The organism is Thermobispora bispora DSM 43833, assembly GCF_000092645.1.
Lineage (GTDB): Bacteria > Actinomycetota > Actinomycetes > Streptosporangiales > Streptosporangiaceae > Thermobispora > Thermobispora bispora.
Genome location: NC_014165.1, coordinates 729,046 through 744,569 on the forward strand (window position 1 = coordinate 729,046; position 15,524 = coordinate 744,569).

Below are 15,524 nucleotides of genomic sequence, written 5' to 3' on the forward strand. Positions count from 1 at the left end.
CCAGGCAGCCCGCCGTTACTCTCGCTCTAGCTTCGGCTTACCCAGCCATGGCGGTGGGGAATCGTTTTTTCCGTGCGCTGGAGCGGATCGGGAAATTGGTCTGAACCTGTCCTTAGCGCTTTACCGGCCCGCCGGTAGACTGCGGTGGACAATATGTGGAGGAAACGCGTATGGCGGACAACCCCACCAAAGGTCTCGCCGACGTCGTCGCCGCGTCAACAGCGCTGAGCGACATCGATGGCAAGGCCGGCCGGCTCTCCTACCGTGGGTACGACATCCACGACCTGGCCGGCCGGACGAGTTTCGAGGAGATCGCCTACCTGCTCCAGCGCGGGGCCCTGCCCAACCGGGCGCAGCTCGACGCGTACACCGCGGAGCTCGCCGAGGGGCGCTCGCTCGGCCCGCTGGCCGAGGCGTGCCTCGGCGCCATCGCCGAGCGGCAGGAGCCCATGGAGGCCCTGCGGTCCCTGGTCTCCCTCACCGGTGCCGACGACCCGGATAAGAACTCCAACGCACCCGAGGCCAACCTCCGCAAGGCCGCGCGCCTCACCGCCCAGCAGCCGATCCTCGTCGCCCGCTACCACGCGGCCCGGACCGGCGCCACCCTTCCCGAGATCGACCCCGAGGCCGGCATCGCCGAGGCCTTCCTGCACCAGATCACCGGCCGGCGCCCCTCCCAGCGCGAGATCGAGATCTTCGACACCTGTCTCGTGCTCCACGCCGACCACACCATGAACGCCTCGACGTTCGCGGCCCGGGTCTGCGCGGCCACCCTCTCCGACATGCACTCGGCGATCGTCGCCGCGCTCGGCACGCTCAAGGGCCCGCTCCACGGCGGCGCGAACGAGCAGGTGATGCGGACGCTGGAGGCGATGGACCCCCGCGGCGTGGCCCGAGCCGTGCGGGAGAAGCTGGCCCGGGGCGAGAAGATCATGGGCTTCGGGCACCGGGTCTACAAGACGGAGGACCCCCGGGCGACCCACCTGCGGCGCATGTCGCAGGAGCTCGCCGAGGCGTCCGGAGACGACACGTACTTCCGGATGTCCAGGGAGATGGAGGAGGTCGTCTTCGCGGAGAAGGGCCTCTACCCGAACGTGGACTTCTACGCGGCCACGGTCTACCACTACCTGGGCATCCCCACCGACCTGTTCACCCCGGTCTTCTCCATCAGCCGGATGGCGGGGTGGACGGCCCATGTGATCGAACAGCACGCCGACAACCGGCTGATCCGGCCGGACAGCGAGTACGTCGGCGAACGGGACAAGAAGTGGCTGCCGATTGACGAACGCTGAGTTGAGTACCCGGAGGAACGGCGGCGGTTTCGCCTGGGGACCGTACCTGCTGGTGCTGCTGTGCGCGGCCGCGGGGCTCGCCCTGATCCCGTTCGGGGTCGAGCCCTGGGTGAGCGGGGTGGTCCTCGGCGGCTCCCTGGTCCTGGGCGCCGCCCTCCGCCTGGTCATATCCGATGAGCAGGCCCACGGGCTCAAGGTGCGCAGCCGGAAGACGGACGTCCTCGTCCTCGCCACCCTCGGCGCCGCCCTGGTGGCCGGCTCGCTGAGCCTGCTGCTCCCGTTGCACCGTACCTAGGCGCGGCTGGACATTCGCCCGTCCGATAGCCTCAACGGCCAGTGAGCCTCACAAGGACCGTCTGGCCAGTTAGTCAGAAGGGGAACCCCACGCATGCCCAAGATCAAGGTTGCGGGTCCGGTAGTCGAGCTCGACGGCGATGAGATGACCCGCATCATCTGGCGGTTCATCAAGGAGCAGCTCATCCTGCCCTACCTCGACATCGACCTGAAGTACTACGACCTCGGCATCCAGAACCGCGACGCCACGGACGACCAGGTCACGGTCGACGCGGCGTACGCCATCAAGAAGTACGGGGTCGGGGTCAAGTGCGCCACGATCACCCCGGACGAGGCGCGCGTCAAGGAGTTCGGCCTGAAGAAGATGTGGAAGTCCCCGAACGGGACGATCCGCAACATCCTCGGCGGCGTGATCTTCCGCGAGCCGATCATCATGCGGAACATCCCGCGGCTCGTTCCGGGCTGGACCAAGCCGGTCGTGATCGGCCGTCACGCGTTCGGCGACCAGTACCGCGCCACCGACTTCCGGATCCCCGGCGAGGGCACCCTCACCATCACCTTCACCCCGAAGGACGGCGGCGAGCCGATCGAGCACCACGTCTACGACTTCAACGGCCCCGGTGTCGCGCTCGCCATGTACAACCTGGACGAGTCCATCCGTGACTTCGCCCGGGCCTCGATGCAGTACGGCCTGATGCGCGGCTACCCCGTCTACCTGTCCACGAAGAACACGATCCTCAAGGCGTACGACGGGCGGTTCAAGGACATCTTCCAGGAGGTCTACGAGAACGAGTTCAAGGAGAAGTTCGAGGCCGCCGGGATCACCTACGAGCACCGCCTGATCGACGACATGGTCGCCTCCTCCCTCAAGTGGGAGGGCGGCTACGTGTGGGCCTGCAAGAACTACGACGGCGACGTGCAGTCGGACGCCATCGCGCAGGGCTTCGGCTCGCTCGGCCTCATGACCAGCGTGCTGATGACCCCGGACGGCAAGACCGTCGAGGCCGAGGCCGCGCACGGCACGGTCACCCGCCACTACCGGCAGTACCAGCAGGGCAAGCCCACCTCGACCAACCCGATCGCGTCGATCTTCGCCTGGACCCGCGGCCTGCAGCACCGCGGCAAGCTGGACAACCAGCCCGAGGTGATCGACTTCGCCCAGAAGCTCGAGCAGGTCTGCATCGAGACCGTCGAGGGCGGCCAGATGACCAAGGACCTCGCGCTGCTCGTCGGCGGCGACACCGAGTGGCTCACCACCGAGGAGTTCCTCGGCGCCCTCGCGGAGAACCTCAAGAAGAAGATGTCCGCCTGAGCGGCGGTTCTCCGCGGGCGCCCCTCCGGGGCGCCGGGTGGGTCCCCGCCCGCCGGGCCGGGATCCGCGCCCACCGGGTGCGGCCGGTCCCGCCTGGGCGGGGCACCCGCCCCGCCCGGACCGCCGGGAGCGCCCGCCCCGCCGGAGCGCGTCCGGCGAGACCGTGGCCGGCTCCGCGAGCGCGCCGCAGCGGACGGCCGGAATCCGCCATACAGTCGATCATGGTCCGTTCGTGACGCCGAGCCGGGGGAGACGGCATGCCGCAGATCGAGCCGCTCACGCAGTGGGATCCCGTACGGCTCGGCCCGTTCACGCTCACCGGCCGGATCGCCGAGGGCGGCCAGGCCGTGATCTACCTCGGCCGTGACCCGGAGGGCCGGTGGGCCGCGGTCAAGCTGCTCAAGGTCAAGTTCACCCGTGACCCCGCCGCCCGGTCCCGGTTCGCCCGGGAGCTCAAGGCCACGCTCCGCGTCCCCGGCTTCTGCACCGCCCGGGTCCTCTTCGCCGACGTCGACGGCGACCGGCCGTACATCGCGAGCGAGTACATCAGCGGCCGGACGCTGGTGGAGACCGTGGAGGCGTGGGGGCCGCTGAAGGGCGAGTCCCTGACCCGCCTCGCGGTCGGCACGGCGACCGCGCTCACCGCGATCCACAAGGCCGGGATCGTGCACCGCGACTTCAAGCCGGACAACGTCATGATCTCCCGGGACGGGCCGCGGGTGCTCGACTTCGGCATCGCCCGCATCCTCGACGTCACCGGGACCACCACCAGCCGGGCGGTGGGCACCCCGGCCTACCTCGCCCCCGAGCAGATCTCCGGCGGCAAGGTGGGCCCGCCCGCCGACGTGTTCTCCTGGGCCGCGACGATCATGTACGCGGCGACCGGGCGGGCCGTGTTCGGCGGCGGCACGTTCGCCACCATCCTCAACCGCGTCCTCAACGAGGACGTCGACGTCGGCGTGCTCGCCGAGCCGCTCCGCGGCGTGGTGGCCGCCTGCCTGCGGAAGGCGCCGGAGGAGCGGCCCACGGCCGAGCAGGTGCTGCGGTGGCTGCTCGGCCGGCCGGGCGACGACCCGGAGGAGGCCGTGCTCTCCGCGGGCGCCGCGCACGCCCGCGGGCTCGCGTTCCACAGCTGAGCCCGCCCGCGCCGCACCGAGTCCTCCTGCGCCCGCGCCGCACCCGCTGCGTCCACCCGCGCCCGCCGTACCGAAGCTCTCTCAGGGCCGCGCCGCAACGCCGGCACGTTCTCGCGTCCGCGCCGTGCCGGGGCATGTTCCGGTGCCCGCGCCGCACCGGACCCCGTGCCCGCGCCGTGCCGGAGCGCCTGCTCGCGCCCGCGCCGGACCAGGGGCCGCCTGCCCGCCCGCGCCATGCCCGGAGCAGGGAAAGCGCGGCGTGTCGGACGAGGGCCGCGATCCCCCGACCCGATATGAATGATCTCAGGCTCTTGGGGGACGGACGGCATGGGTCGCAAGGTCATCACGGTCTTGAGCTGCGCGTTCATCACGGTCGTGGTCTGCGCGCTCGCCGCCGGGACGGTGCGGCCCGCGGCCGCGGCGGATCAGTGGGGGAGCGCCGACCTCCGCGTCACGATCTCCACCGCGCCGAAGGTCGCCCAGCCCGGCCAGCCCATCACCTACCTCGTCAAGGTGCGCAACAGGGGGCCCGGCGACGCGGTGCTGCCGGTGCTGCGCGTCCGGATGCCGCGGGACCTCCGGATCGTGCACGTGGACGTCGCCGAGTGCGGGCTGGCGAAGAACGGCCGGGTGGTGGTCTGCCCCTCGTCCGTGGACGTCCCGGCCGGGACCACGGGGAGCGTGCGCATCACCGGGCTGGTCCGGCCGGCGGCCCGCGGGCCGCTGCGCGCCCGGGCCACCCTCACCTCCGAGGTGGTGGACCCCAACGAGGCCGACAACGTGGCCGAGGCGGTGACCAAGGTCGGCCCCGGGGCCGACCTCGCGGTCCGGTTCGGCCCGGCCGTCGGGCAGGTCCGCCCGGGGCACCGGTTCGCGGTCCGCGCCGAGGTGCGCAACCGGGGGCCGCGGACCGTGCGGGACGCCTTCCTGTTCCTCCGGCAGCAGCAGGCCCGGCTGGTGTCGGCGTCCGGGGCGCGGTGCCGCCGCTGGCGCTCGTTCGCGTGGTGCACCCTGCCGCCGCTCCGGCCCGGGAGGACGGGCCTGGTCCACCTCGTGTTCCGGGTGCCCCCGCACGCGGTCCAGCCGGTGCGCGCCACCGCCGTGGTCTTCTCCGGCCGGCTCGGCGACCGCAGCCCGGCGAACAACCGGGCGCGGATGCGCCTCGCCCTCCACTCGGCCTGACCGGGTCTCAGGCGCCGCGCAGCCGCAGCATGGCCTCCCAGGCGTCGGCGACGATCTCGTGAAGCCCGGGGCGCTCGGGCTTCCAGCCGAGCTCCCGCTTGATCTTCTCCGCCGAGGCCACGAGCACCGCCGGGTCGCCGGGCCGGCGCGGGCCCACCACGACCGGGATCGGCCGGCCGGTGACCTCGCGGCAGACGTCGATGACCTCCTTGACCGAGAAGCCGGTGCCGTTGCCGAGGTTGTAGATCCGGTGGGTGCCCGGGGTGCACGCCCGCAGGGCGAGCAGGTGCGCCCGGGCCAGGTCGGCGACGTGGAGGTAGTCGCGCACGCAGGTCCCGTCCTCGGTGGGGTAGTCGGTGCCGAACAGGCTCACCGACTCCCGCTCGCCGAGGGCCACCTTGAGCACGTTCGGGATGAGGTGGGTCTCCACCGCGTGCCGCTCGCAGAACCGGCCGTACGCGCCCGCGACGTTGAAGTAGCGCAGGCTCACCGCGGCGAGGCCGTACAGGCCGGCGAACGCGGTGAGCGCGGTGTCCACGGCGAGCTTGGACGCGCCGTACGGGCTGGCCGGCCGGGTGGGGTCGGTCTCCTCGATCGGCACCCGCTCCGGCTCGCCGTACACGGCGGCCGTGGAGGAGAACACGATGCGCGGCACACCGGCCGCCCGCATCGCCTCCAGCAGGGCGAGCGTGCCACCGAGGTTGCACGCCCAGTACTCGCCGGGCCGCTCGACCGACTCGCCGACCAGGGACTTCGCCGCGAAGTGGAGCACGGCGTCGAACCCTTCGGCGAGGAGCCCGCCGGCGTCGGTGATCGACCCGCGGACGAACCGGGCACCCTCCGGCACGGCGTCGGCGTGCCCCGTGGACAGGTCGTCGAGCACGGTGACGTCGTGCCCCTCCTCGACGAGCTGCGCGGCCACGACGCTGCCGATGTAGCCGGCTCCCCCGGTGACCAGCAGCCTCACTGCTCACTCCCGTCGCTGACCGTTAGCCGTTCTAAAGGTCCGCCCCTAGCTTAGGCGCCGCGCCCCGGCGCAGATCTCCGCCGGTACTACGCTGGCATCATCGGCATCCTCCGAACGGATTGATGACGTGGGCACAGCCGCGCTGACCATCGGCCTGGTTCTGATCTTCGTCTCCATCGGCGGGTTCTTCTCCGCGGCCGAGATGGCCATGGTGTCGCTCCGGGAGAGCCAGATCAGGCGGCTCTCCGCCCGCGGCCGCCGCGGGGCGAGGGTGGAGCGGCTCGCACGCGACCCGAACCGGTTCCTCTCCGCGATCCAGGTGGGGATCACGGTGGCGACCGTGCTGTCCGGCGCGGTCGGCGCCGAGGCCCTCGCCTCCGAGCTCACCCCGGTGCTCATTCGGTGGGGCATGGCGGACGGGCTCGCCGTCCCCCTGGCGTTCGCCGCCGCCACGCTCGGCATCTCCTACCTGTCGCTCGTCTTCGGGGAGCTCGCGCCCAAGCGCCTCGGGCGGCAGTGGGCGGAGGGCCTGGCCCTGCTGGTCGCGCCGCTGCTCGAGCTGATCGCCACCCTGTCCCAGCCGGTGATCTGGCTGCTGTCGAAGTCCACCGACGCCGTGGTCCGGCTCTTCGGCGGCAACCCGCTCACCGACCGGGCCGAGATGACCACCGAGGAGCTGCGGGACATGGTGGTCGGGCACGCGGACCTCACCCAGGACGAGCGCGACCTGATCGCGGAGGTGTTCTCGGCGAGCAAGCGCCAGATCCGGGAGGTGATGCTCCCCCGGACCGAGGTCGAGTTCATGGCGGCCGACACCACGCTCGCCGAGGCCGCGGTGCTCGCCGCGGCGATGCCGCACTCCCGGTTCCCGGTCTACCGCGACTCCTACGACGACATCATCGGGTTCGTCCACGTCCGGGACCTGCTCGACCCGGTGCTGACCGGGCGGATCGAGCCGATCAGCGAGCTCGTGCCGATCCGGCCGGTGAAGTTCGTGCCCGCGAGCAAGAACGTGCTCACCGCGCTCGCCGAGATGCGCGACGAGGGCCACCACCTCGCCATCGTGGTCGACGAGTACGGCGGGACCGCCGGCATCGTCACGCTGGAGGACCTGGTGGAGGAGGTGATCGGGGAGATCCGCGACGAGTACGACCGGGCGGGCCGGGCGGTGCGCGTGGTCGCCGGGGACATGGAGGTCGAGGGCCTGGTCAACCTCGACGAGTTCGCGGACCAGGTCGGCGTGCGGCTCCCCGAGGGGCCGTACGAGACGCTCGGCGGGTACGTCATGGCGGCGCTCGGCCGCGTCCCCGCGGTGGGCGACACGGTCGAGGGGCCCGGGGTGCGGCTCACCGTGACCGAGATGGACGGCCGCCGGGTCGCCCGGGTCCGGGTGGCCCGGGCGCAGCCACCGGCCGCGAACGGCGACGATCCGGAACCATCGCCGTGAAGTGTCACAACCATTGCCGAACGAGTGACAGAATTACGTGACATGGTTCGCCCACGTGTGCTGTCCGGTATCCAGCCCACCGCCGACTCGTTCCACCTCGGTAACTACCTCGGCGCGGTGCGCCAGTACGTCGCGCTCCAGGACACGCACGAGGCGTTCTATTTCATCGCCGACCTGCACGCGCTCACGGTCTCGCCGAAGCCGGAGGACCTGCGCCGCCGGACCAGGGTCGCCGCGGCCCAGCTCTTCGCCGCCGGGCTCGACCCCGACCGGTCCACGGTGTTCGTGCAGAGCCACGTCCGCGAGCACACCGAGCTGGCGTGGATCCTCATCTGCCTCACCGGCATGGGCGAGGCCGGCCGCATGACGCAGTTCAAGGACAAGTCGGCCAAGGTCGGTGAGGGCGGCACGAACGTCGGCCTGTTCACCTACCCGATCCTCCAGGCCGCCGACATCCTGATGTACCAGGCGGAGCAGGTGCCGGTGGGGGCGGACCAGAAGCAGCACCTCGAGCTCAGCCGCGACCTCGCCCAGCGGTTCAACAACCGGTACGGCCAGACCTTCGTGGTGCCGAGCCCGTACATCATGCCCGAGGTCGCCAAGATCACCGACCTGCAGGACCCCACGTCGAAGATGTCCAAGTCCTCCTCCAGCCCGCAGGGCATCCTCGACGTGCTGGAGGACCCGGCCTCGCTGCGCAAGAAGATCATGCGTGCGGTCACCGACACCGGCAGCGAGATCGTCGCCGACGAGGAGAACAAGCCGGGCATCACCAACCTGCTCCGGATCCACTCTGCGCTGACCGGGGTGCCGATCCCCGAGCTGGAGCGGCGGTTCGCCGGGCAGGGGTACGGCGCCTTCAAGAAGGAGGTCGCCGAGGCGGTGATCGAGACGTTCACGCCGATCCGGGAGCGCACCGAGAAGCTGCTCGCCGACGAGGTCCAGCTCGACCGGATGCTCGCCGCGGGCGCCGCGCGGGCCCGTGCGGTGGCGCGGGAGACCATGGAGAAGGTCAGGGACCGCGTCGGTCTCCTCCCCGCCATGCCGATCGGCTGAGCGGGCACCGGGCCGCGCGCCGGACACCCCCACGGCCGGGCGCCTTCGGCGGGTGCGACCCACCGGGCGCCCGCCGGTACCCGTGCCGGGAGACTCCAGGACACCCGCACCCCGGAGCGGGACAATCGGCCCTGGGGGACCGATCGTCCGCCGGATCGGCGGGGGGAGGGGCACATGATCCGGCTGGTCAACGCGGCCAAGGCCCGCTCGCGCGCCATCGCCGAACGCGCGCGGCTCAGGTACCGCTGGCTCGACCACCTCGTCCGCACCCACCAGCGCTACCGGCACTGCTCCGGTGACCGGCTGGCCGGCGCCTTCACCTACTTCGCGTTCCTGTCGTTCTTCCCGCTGATCGCGCTCGCGTTCTCGGTGTTCGGCTACTTCGCGGCCGCCCGCCCGGAGATCCTCACCATCCTCACGAAGGCGATCTACGCGCAGCTCCCGGGCCTCGCCGAGCGGCTCCCCCTGGAGCAGATCGCCGACGCCCGGGTGCCCGCCGGGATCATCGGCCTCGGCGGCCTCCTCTACGCCGGGCTCGGGGCCGTGGACGCGATGCGGTACGCGCTCCGGGAGATCTGGATGGCCGGTCTCCCGCGGCACAACCCGCTCGTCGGCAGGCTCCGCGACCTGGTGACCCTCCTGCTGGTCGGCGTCACGGCGCTCGCCTCGGTCGCGGTGGGCGGCTTCGCCACGAGCGCGACCGGCACGGTGACCGGCTGGTTCGGCCTGGCCGGTTCGCCGTGGGGCGGGGCCGCGGTGTGGCTCGCCGGGCTCGGCGCCGCCCTCCTCGCCGATCTGGCGATCTTCCTGGTGCTCTTCGGCTGGCTCGCGGCGCCGTCCCAGCCGTTCGGCGTGGTGCTCAGGGGCGCCCTGCTCGGCGCGGCCGGGTTCGGCCTGCTCAAGCAGCTCGCCGTCCTCCTGCTCGCGCACACCCTGCGCAACCCGGTGTACGGCACGTTCGCCGTCGTCGTGGGGCTGCTGCTGTGGATCAACCTCTCCGCCCGGGTCGTGCTGTACGCGGCGGCCTGGACGGCCACGGCCATGCTCGGGCCGCCGCCCACGCCGACCCCGGCGCCGTGGCCGGTTCTGCCGCCGCGGGCGCGGCCGGCCGGGCCGGGCTAGCCCGGACCGCCGGGGGAGCCCGCGGCCGGTCCCGGTGGGCGGCCGCCGTGCCCGGCGGCGCGGCTCCGGCGCGGGGTCACTCCGGGGGTCACTCCCGGGCGGTACGGCGGGCCCGGCGCAGCCGGTAGGCGGCGAGCAGCCCGACGAGGGCCAGGGCGCCCCCGGCCGCCGGGACGGCGAACGCCATGGGGCTCCGCTCCCCGGAGCTCCGTACCGCCGGCGCGGGCGCCTGGGCGGCCGGTGGTACGGCCGGGGCGGCCGGCGCGGCCGGGAGGGCCTGCACCGGGGCGGGGGAGGGCGACGGCGTCTCGGAGAGCGGGGGCACCAGCGTGCCCACCGGGGTGACCTTGCCCCGGACCGCGAAGCCCCAGTCGAGCAGGTCGGCGACCTCGTCCCAGAACCAGCCGGGGTGGCGCATGATCACCACGATGATGGTGTGGCCGTTCCGGGTGGCCGCGCCCACGAAGCTGCCGAGCGCCTTCGACGTCCAGCCGTTCTTCACGCCGATCATGCCCTGGTAGCGCCCGAGCAGCCGGTTGTGGTTGGCGATCTCGTAGTGGCCCTTCGGCGCCGGGAACTTCGCCACCTTGGTGCTGACGTACCGGCGGAAGTCGGGCATGGCGAGCCCGGCCCGCGCGATGAGCGCGAGGTCATAGGCCGAGCTGCGCTGGCCGGGCCGGTCGAGGCCGCTCGGGGTCTTCGCCACGGTATCGTACGCCTGGAGCCGCCGGGCCACCTGGTTCATCTCGGCGAGCGTCTTGCGCATGCCCCCGTTGGCCTCGGCGAGCGCGTTGGCGGCGTCGTTGCCCGAGACCATCAGCAGCGCCCGGAAGAGGTCCTCGACCGTGTAGATCGGCTTCGGGACGAGCCCGACCGCGCTGCCCTCCTCGTTGCACGCCTCGGGGCTGGGCCGTACCACCCGCTTCTTGTCGAGCTTCGGGATCAGGGTGATCGCGGTGAGCGCCTTGAGCGTGCTCGCGGGACGGTAGTGCCCGTGCGGATCCTTGGCGGCGAGCACGTCACCGGTGTCCGCGTCCGCGACGAGGTACGCGGCGGCCTTGGTCTTCGGCGGGCGCCGGACCCCGGCGGGCACGATCTCCCCGCGGCTGGCGAGCCGCTCCCCGCCGATCGTCCCGGACGGCCGATCGGCGCGCGCCACCGTGGCCGCCTCGGCGCGGGGCGCCGTGCCGAGCAGCGCGGCCGCGGCGGTCACGATCGCGAGCAGGGCCGATGCCCGTCCCAGGTGATCTCTCATCGGTAGGTCAGCCTAGCCGTACTTCGCACGTCGCGATTTATGCCCCTAAGTTCGCCGGAACGCCCGCTGATTGGCCATCCCCATACTGAGTACATGACAAGACGGGTAGCGGGTTTCCTGGTCGCCCTGGGCGCCTTCATGGTCGTCGAGTGGACCAACCTCGCGTTCAACCTCACCGACGGCCACCCGACCTCGTTCTACGTGATCCACGGGATCCTGATCGCGGTCAACATCGTTCTGGGTCTGGCGCTGACCACCGTCGGCGTGCGGGGATGGAAGTCGGGTAGGGAATCCCAGCGGGAGATCCATCCGACGACCACGGAGGCAGCGCAGTGGCGATCGAGTTCAAGCCATCACAGGGCCCGACCTTAGGCGTGGAGTGGGAGCTTCAGCTCGTCGACACCCACACCCGGCTCCTCCGCCAGGAGGCCAAGGAGGTGCTGGCCGCGGTTCCCGAGCTGAGCGACGGCCCGCGCCCGAAGGCCATGCACGAGCTCATGCAGTCGCAGATCGAGATCGTCACGGACATCTGCCACACGGTGCCCGAGGCCGTCCAGGACCTGCGCAAGACGATCGAGCGGCTGCGCGACGTGGTGGAGCCGCGGGGCATCGCGCTCGCCTGCACGGGGACCCACGCGATCAGTGACTGGCGGGACGCGGTCTACGCGCCGGTTCAGCGCTACACCGAGCTCGTGCAGGAGATGCAGTGGCTCGCCTGGCGGATCCAGACCTTCGGCGTCCACATCCACGTCGGGGTGAGCGACCGGGACAAGGTGATCCCGATGATCAACGCGCTCGCGGGCTACCTGCCGCACTTCCTGGCGCTCACCGCCTCCAGCCCGTTCTGGGGCGGGCAGGACACGGGCCTCGCCTCGAGCCGGGCGATCGTGTTCGGCGCCCTGCCGACGGCCGGGCCGCCCCACCTCCTCGCCGACTGGGCGGAGTTCGAGGAGTACATGGAGACCCTCCTGCGCGCCGGCACGATCCGGAGCATCAAGGAGGTCTGGTGGGACATCCGGCCCCACCCGGACTTCGGCACGATCGAGATCCGGATGTTCGACGGGATCCCCACCATGCGGGAGGTGGGGATGGTCGCCGCACTGTCCCAGTGCCTCGTGACGCTGTTCGACCAGCAGCTCGACCGCGGGTACACGCTGCCGCTGCCGACGGCGTGGGTGGTACGGGACAACAAGTGGCGCGCCACGCGCTACGGCCTCGACGCCGACATCATCATCGACGATCGTGGCTCCACCGCCCCGGTGCGCGACGTATTGTATGAACTTCAAAGGGAGCTCGAACCCATCGCTGAGCGTCTCGGCTGCGCCGAGGAGCTCGCCGTCATGAGCGACGTGCTCGAACACGGGTGCTCCTCCGAACGTCAGCGGACGATCGTCGCAGGTGGAGGGACCCTCCAGGACGTCGTCGACGCCACCATCATCGAGTTCGCCGAGGACAGGTTCGTCACCTCGAACCCCAACCGCGAGCCGACGCACTCAGCGAGCTGAGCGGTATGCCTGATTTGTCAGGAAATAGCGGCTTACATCCGGCAAGAGGTGGTCGCCGGTGTAAATAGTAGGCAACCACGCTGCCGGAAAAGGCCGCGGCGTGAAAAGATTATGGCCGGAAGGGTCGGTGACGGCGGCACGCAAGCGGCCGCACGGCCCTTTTGGTGTTTCGTTATGTGTCATGTCCTCTTTTGACTGGCCGAATAGTTATCTATAGCGATATTCGGCGGTCGGTGAGGGCTCGCAGGAGAAGGGAAGACCCGTGACCACCTCATCGAAGCTCGCACCGCCCGAGGGGGCCCTTTTGGGGGGAGATGACCTGGCCGAGCAGTTGGCGGTATTCCTCCGCGAGCACAACGATGAGCTGATCGAATTCCGCCGGGATGTGCATGCCCACCCGGAGACCGCTTTCCGGGAATATCGCACCACGGAGAAGATTGTTCAACGCCTGGCGGCCGCCGGATTGCGCCCGCGGCTGCTCTCGCGGGGCACCGGTCTGTGGGTCGACATCGGTGACGGGGATGGGCCGACCGTGGCATTGCGCGCGGATATCGACGCGCTGCCCATGCAGGATGAGAAGAACGTTCCCTACCGGTCGACCAACCCGGGCGCCTGCCACGCCTGCGGGCACGACGTGCACACCACCGTGGTGCTCGGCGCCGGGCTGTTCCTCGCGGCCCAGGCCGAGGCCGGCGCGCTCCCCGGCCGGGTGCGGCTGATCTTCCAGCCGGCCGAGGAGACCGCGAGCGGCGCCCTGGAGGTCATGCGGGAGGGTGGCCTGCACGGGGTGGACCGGATCTTCGCCCTGCACTGCGACCCCCGGATCGAGGTCGGGCGGGTCGGGCTGCGCGTGGGCCCGATCACCGGCTCCTGCGACAGCATCCAGATCAAGGTCTCGGGCCCCGGCGGCCACACCGCCCGCCCGCACCTCACCGTCGACCTCGTCTACGCGCTGAGCAAGATCGTCACCGAGCTGCCCGCCGCCCTGTCCCGCCGGGTCGACCCCCGCTCCAGCCTCAGCCTGGTCTGGGGGCAGGTGGCCGCCGGGTCGGCCTTCAACACGATCCCCGACGAGGGCCTGGCCCAGGGCACGGTGCGCTCCCTCGACGAGGAGGCCTGGCACCGGGCCCCCGACCTGGTCAAGGCGCTGCTCGACTCGGTCGCCAGCGCGTACGGGGTCGACGCCGAGCTCGACTACCGGCGCGGCACCCCGCCGACGGTGAACGAGGCGACGAGCGTCGGGATGATGCGCGACGCGGTCACCCAGGTGCTCGGGGAGAGCGCCGCCGTGCCCACCCCGCAGAGCCTCGGCGGGGAGGACTTCTCCTGGTACGTCGAGTCGGTGCCCGGCGCGCTCGCCCGGCTCGGCACGCGCTCGCCCGACATGCCGGAGGAGCTCGACCTCCACCGGCCGGAGTTCGACGTCGACGAGCGGGCGATCGGCGTCGGCGTCCAGGTGCTCGCCGCCACGGCGCTCAACGCACTGTGGGCCGACCGTGGCAAGCCGGACCAGCCGGCGGTATAGGCGTGCCACGGCCGCCGCCCCGGGAAGGGCGGCGCCTGAAGGTCACCCGGCCCTCGCGCCGGATCGCCACCCGGCCCTCGCGCCTGATCGCCGGCCGGAACGCCCCTCTCCCGGGCTCGCTGGTCACAGGGCGGCGTGAGCTGCATAACGGACGTGTTGCGGAGCCGTTTGCGCCTTTGGCCGATACGGGACGAACAACTATCTTCCGTGCAGGTATGCCGTGCGTTCGCGCGTAGATGCGCAGGGTGCGGACGGCGGGGACACGGAAGGGGAATCGAACTTGCTCCGCTCACGAGTGAGCACGCTGGCTGCCGCCGCCGTGGCGGGAGCCGTACTGATGGCCGCCACCGCATGCGGGGGCGGTGACACCGCGACCTCGGAGTCCTCCGCGTCGCCGGGCGGCGGCGCGTCGACGGTCAAGGTGGGCCTCGCCTACGACATCGGCGGGCGGGGTGACGGGTCGTTCAACGACGCCGCCGCGGCGGGCCTGGACAAGGCGGCCGCCGAGCTGAACATCGAGACCAAGGAGCTCGAGGCGTCGCCGGGCGAGACCGACGCGCAGAAGGAGCAGCGGCTGCGCCTGTTCGCCTCCAGCGGCTACAACCCGATCATCGCGGTCGGGTTCGCCTACTCGGCGGCGGTGGCCAAGGTCGCCCCCGAGTTCCCCCAGGTGAAGTTCGCCATCGTCGACGACGCCGAGGCGAAGGGCGACAACATCACCAACCTCGTCTTCGCCGAGGAGCAGGGTTCGTTCCTCGTCGGCGCGGTCGCGGCGCTCAAGTCCAAGACGGGCAACATCGGCTTCATCGGCGGCGTCGAGACCCCGCTGATCAAGAAGTTCGAGGCCGGCTACGTCGCGGGCGCGAAGGCCGTCAAGCCGGACATCAAGGTCCAGAGCAAGTACCTGACCCAGCCGCCGGACTTCACCGGCTTCAACGACCCGGCGAAGGGCAAGACCGTCGCCCAGGGCATGTACGACGCGGGCGCCGACGTGATCTACCAGGCGGCCGGCGGCTCCGGCAGCGGCGTGTTCGAGGCGGCCAAGGCGGCCGGCGCCATGGCGATCGGCGTCGACTCCGACCAGGCGGCCCTCCCCGCGTACGCGGAGGTCAAGGACGTCATCATCACGTCGATGCTGAAGAAGGTCGACGTCGCGGTCTACGACTTCATCAAGAACGCCACCGCCGGCACCGTGCAGTCCGGCCCCGTCGTCTACGACCTGAAGGCCGGTGGCGTCGACTACTCCACCACCGGCGGCCACGTCGACGACATCAAGGCCACCCTCGACGAGTACAAGCAGAAGATCATCAACGGCGAGATCACGGTTCCGACCGGCGCCTGACGCGGCGGCCGTGGGGACCGGTGACCCCGGTCCCCACGGCCCTTCCCGTCACTGATGATCAACCCGGACTCCGCACGGAGGAGGCGGTC

At 71.4% G+C, this 15,524-nt stretch carries 14 protein-coding genes; 12 read left to right on the plus strand and 2 right to left on the minus strand.

Features of this window, described 5'->3' with window-relative positions; all coding sequences use genetic code 11:
• The first annotated feature begins 170 nt into the window (after nucleotides 1-170).
• From TBIS_RS03320 to TBIS_RS03340, 5 genes are all read left to right on the plus strand, one after another.
• Nucleotides 171-1,292, plus strand: a complete 1,122-nt coding sequence (locus TBIS_RS03320) for a citrate/2-methylcitrate synthase (RefSeq protein ID WP_013130921.1) — start codon at nucleotides 171-173, stop codon at nucleotides 1,290-1,292.
• Nucleotide 1,293: 1 nt separating this feature from the next.
• Nucleotides 1,294-1,587 (plus strand): DUF3017 domain-containing protein, encoded by a 294-nt coding sequence (locus TBIS_RS18030; protein ID WP_013130922.1) that lies wholly within the window; start codon nucleotides 1,294-1,296, stop codon nucleotides 1,585-1,587.
• Between the two features lie 93 nt (nucleotides 1,588-1,680).
• Nucleotides 1,681-2,898, plus strand: a complete 1,218-nt coding sequence (locus tag TBIS_RS03330; RefSeq protein ID WP_013130923.1) for an NADP-dependent isocitrate dehydrogenase — start codon at nucleotides 1,681-1,683, stop codon at nucleotides 2,896-2,898.
• 257 nt (nucleotides 2,899-3,155) lie between these two features.
• A complete protein-coding gene (locus TBIS_RS03335; protein ID WP_013130924.1) occupies nucleotides 3,156-4,034 on the plus strand; it encodes a serine/threonine-protein kinase in 879 nt (292 codons plus the stop codon).
• 327 nt (nucleotides 4,035-4,361) lie between these two features.
• Nucleotides 4,362-5,216 carry a DUF11 domain-containing protein gene (locus TBIS_RS03340; RefSeq protein ID WP_013130925.1) on the plus strand — a complete coding sequence of 285 codons (855 nt, stop codon included), beginning with the start codon at nucleotides 4,362-4,364 and terminating at the stop codon, nucleotides 5,214-5,216.
• A 7-nt stretch (nucleotides 5,217-5,223) separates the two neighbouring features.
• Here the strand turns inward: TBIS_RS03340 and galE are convergent, their stop codons facing one another.
• Nucleotides 5,224-6,183 carry a UDP-glucose 4-epimerase GalE gene (gene galE / locus TBIS_RS03345; protein WP_013130926.1) on the minus strand — a complete coding sequence of 320 codons (960 nt, stop codon included), beginning with the start codon at nucleotides 6,181-6,183 and terminating at the stop codon, nucleotides 5,224-5,226.
• A gap of 127 nt (nucleotides 6,184-6,310) precedes the next feature.
• On the opposite strand from galE, the gene TBIS_RS03350 reads away from it, so the two are divergent.
• The 3 genes from TBIS_RS03350 (at nucleotide 6,311) to TBIS_RS03360 (ending at nucleotide 9,808) form a co-directional block, all read left to right on the plus strand.
• Nucleotides 6,311-7,630, plus strand: coding sequence for a hemolysin family protein (locus TBIS_RS03350; protein ID WP_013130927.1), 1,320 nt, complete (start codon nucleotides 6,311-6,313; stop codon nucleotides 7,628-7,630).
• Nucleotides 7,631-7,672: 42 nt separating this feature from the next.
• Complete coding sequence (gene trpS, locus TBIS_RS03355) at nucleotides 7,673-8,686, plus strand: tryptophan--tRNA ligase (RefSeq protein WP_013130928.1); 1,014 nt, start codon at nucleotides 7,673-7,675, stop codon at nucleotides 8,684-8,686.
• Between the two features lie 174 nt (nucleotides 8,687-8,860).
• Complete coding sequence (locus TBIS_RS03360) at nucleotides 8,861-9,808, plus strand: YihY/virulence factor BrkB family protein (RefSeq protein WP_013130929.1); 948 nt, start codon at nucleotides 8,861-8,863, stop codon at nucleotides 9,806-9,808.
• 88 nt (nucleotides 9,809-9,896) lie between these two features.
• Here TBIS_RS03360 and TBIS_RS03365 read toward each other — a convergent pair whose 3' ends face one another.
• Entirely contained in the window at nucleotides 9,897-11,063 is a 1,167-nt protein-coding gene (locus TBIS_RS03365; protein WP_013130930.1) for a D-alanyl-D-alanine carboxypeptidase family protein, read from the minus strand.
• Between the two features lie 93 nt (nucleotides 11,064-11,156).
• Here TBIS_RS03365 and TBIS_RS19500 point away from each other — a divergent pair, with 93 nt between their 5' ends.
• From TBIS_RS19500 to TBIS_RS03385, 4 genes are all read left to right on the plus strand, one after another.
• Nucleotides 11,157-11,435, plus strand: coding sequence for an SCO4848 family membrane protein (locus TBIS_RS19500; protein WP_013130931.1), 279 nt, complete (start codon nucleotides 11,157-11,159; stop codon nucleotides 11,433-11,435).
• Nucleotides 11,396-12,568: a glutamate--cysteine ligase gene (locus tag TBIS_RS03375; RefSeq protein ID WP_013130932.1), complete on the plus strand. Its 1,173-nt coding sequence runs from the start codon at nucleotides 11,396-11,398 to the stop codon at nucleotides 12,566-12,568. The genes TBIS_RS19500 and TBIS_RS03375 overlap by 40 nt, the downstream gene beginning before the upstream one ends.
• Before the next feature lie 304 nt (nucleotides 12,569-12,872).
• On the plus strand, nucleotides 12,873-14,093 hold the full coding sequence (locus TBIS_RS03380) for a M20 family metallopeptidase (RefSeq protein WP_041431151.1): 1,221 nt from the start codon (nucleotides 12,873-12,875) through the stop codon (nucleotides 14,091-14,093).
• A gap of 337 nt (nucleotides 14,094-14,430) precedes the next feature.
• Complete coding sequence (locus TBIS_RS03385) at nucleotides 14,431-15,435, plus strand: BMP family lipoprotein (protein WP_013130934.1); 1,005 nt, start codon at nucleotides 14,431-14,433, stop codon at nucleotides 15,433-15,435.
• Nucleotides 15,436-15,524 lie beyond the last annotated feature (89 nt).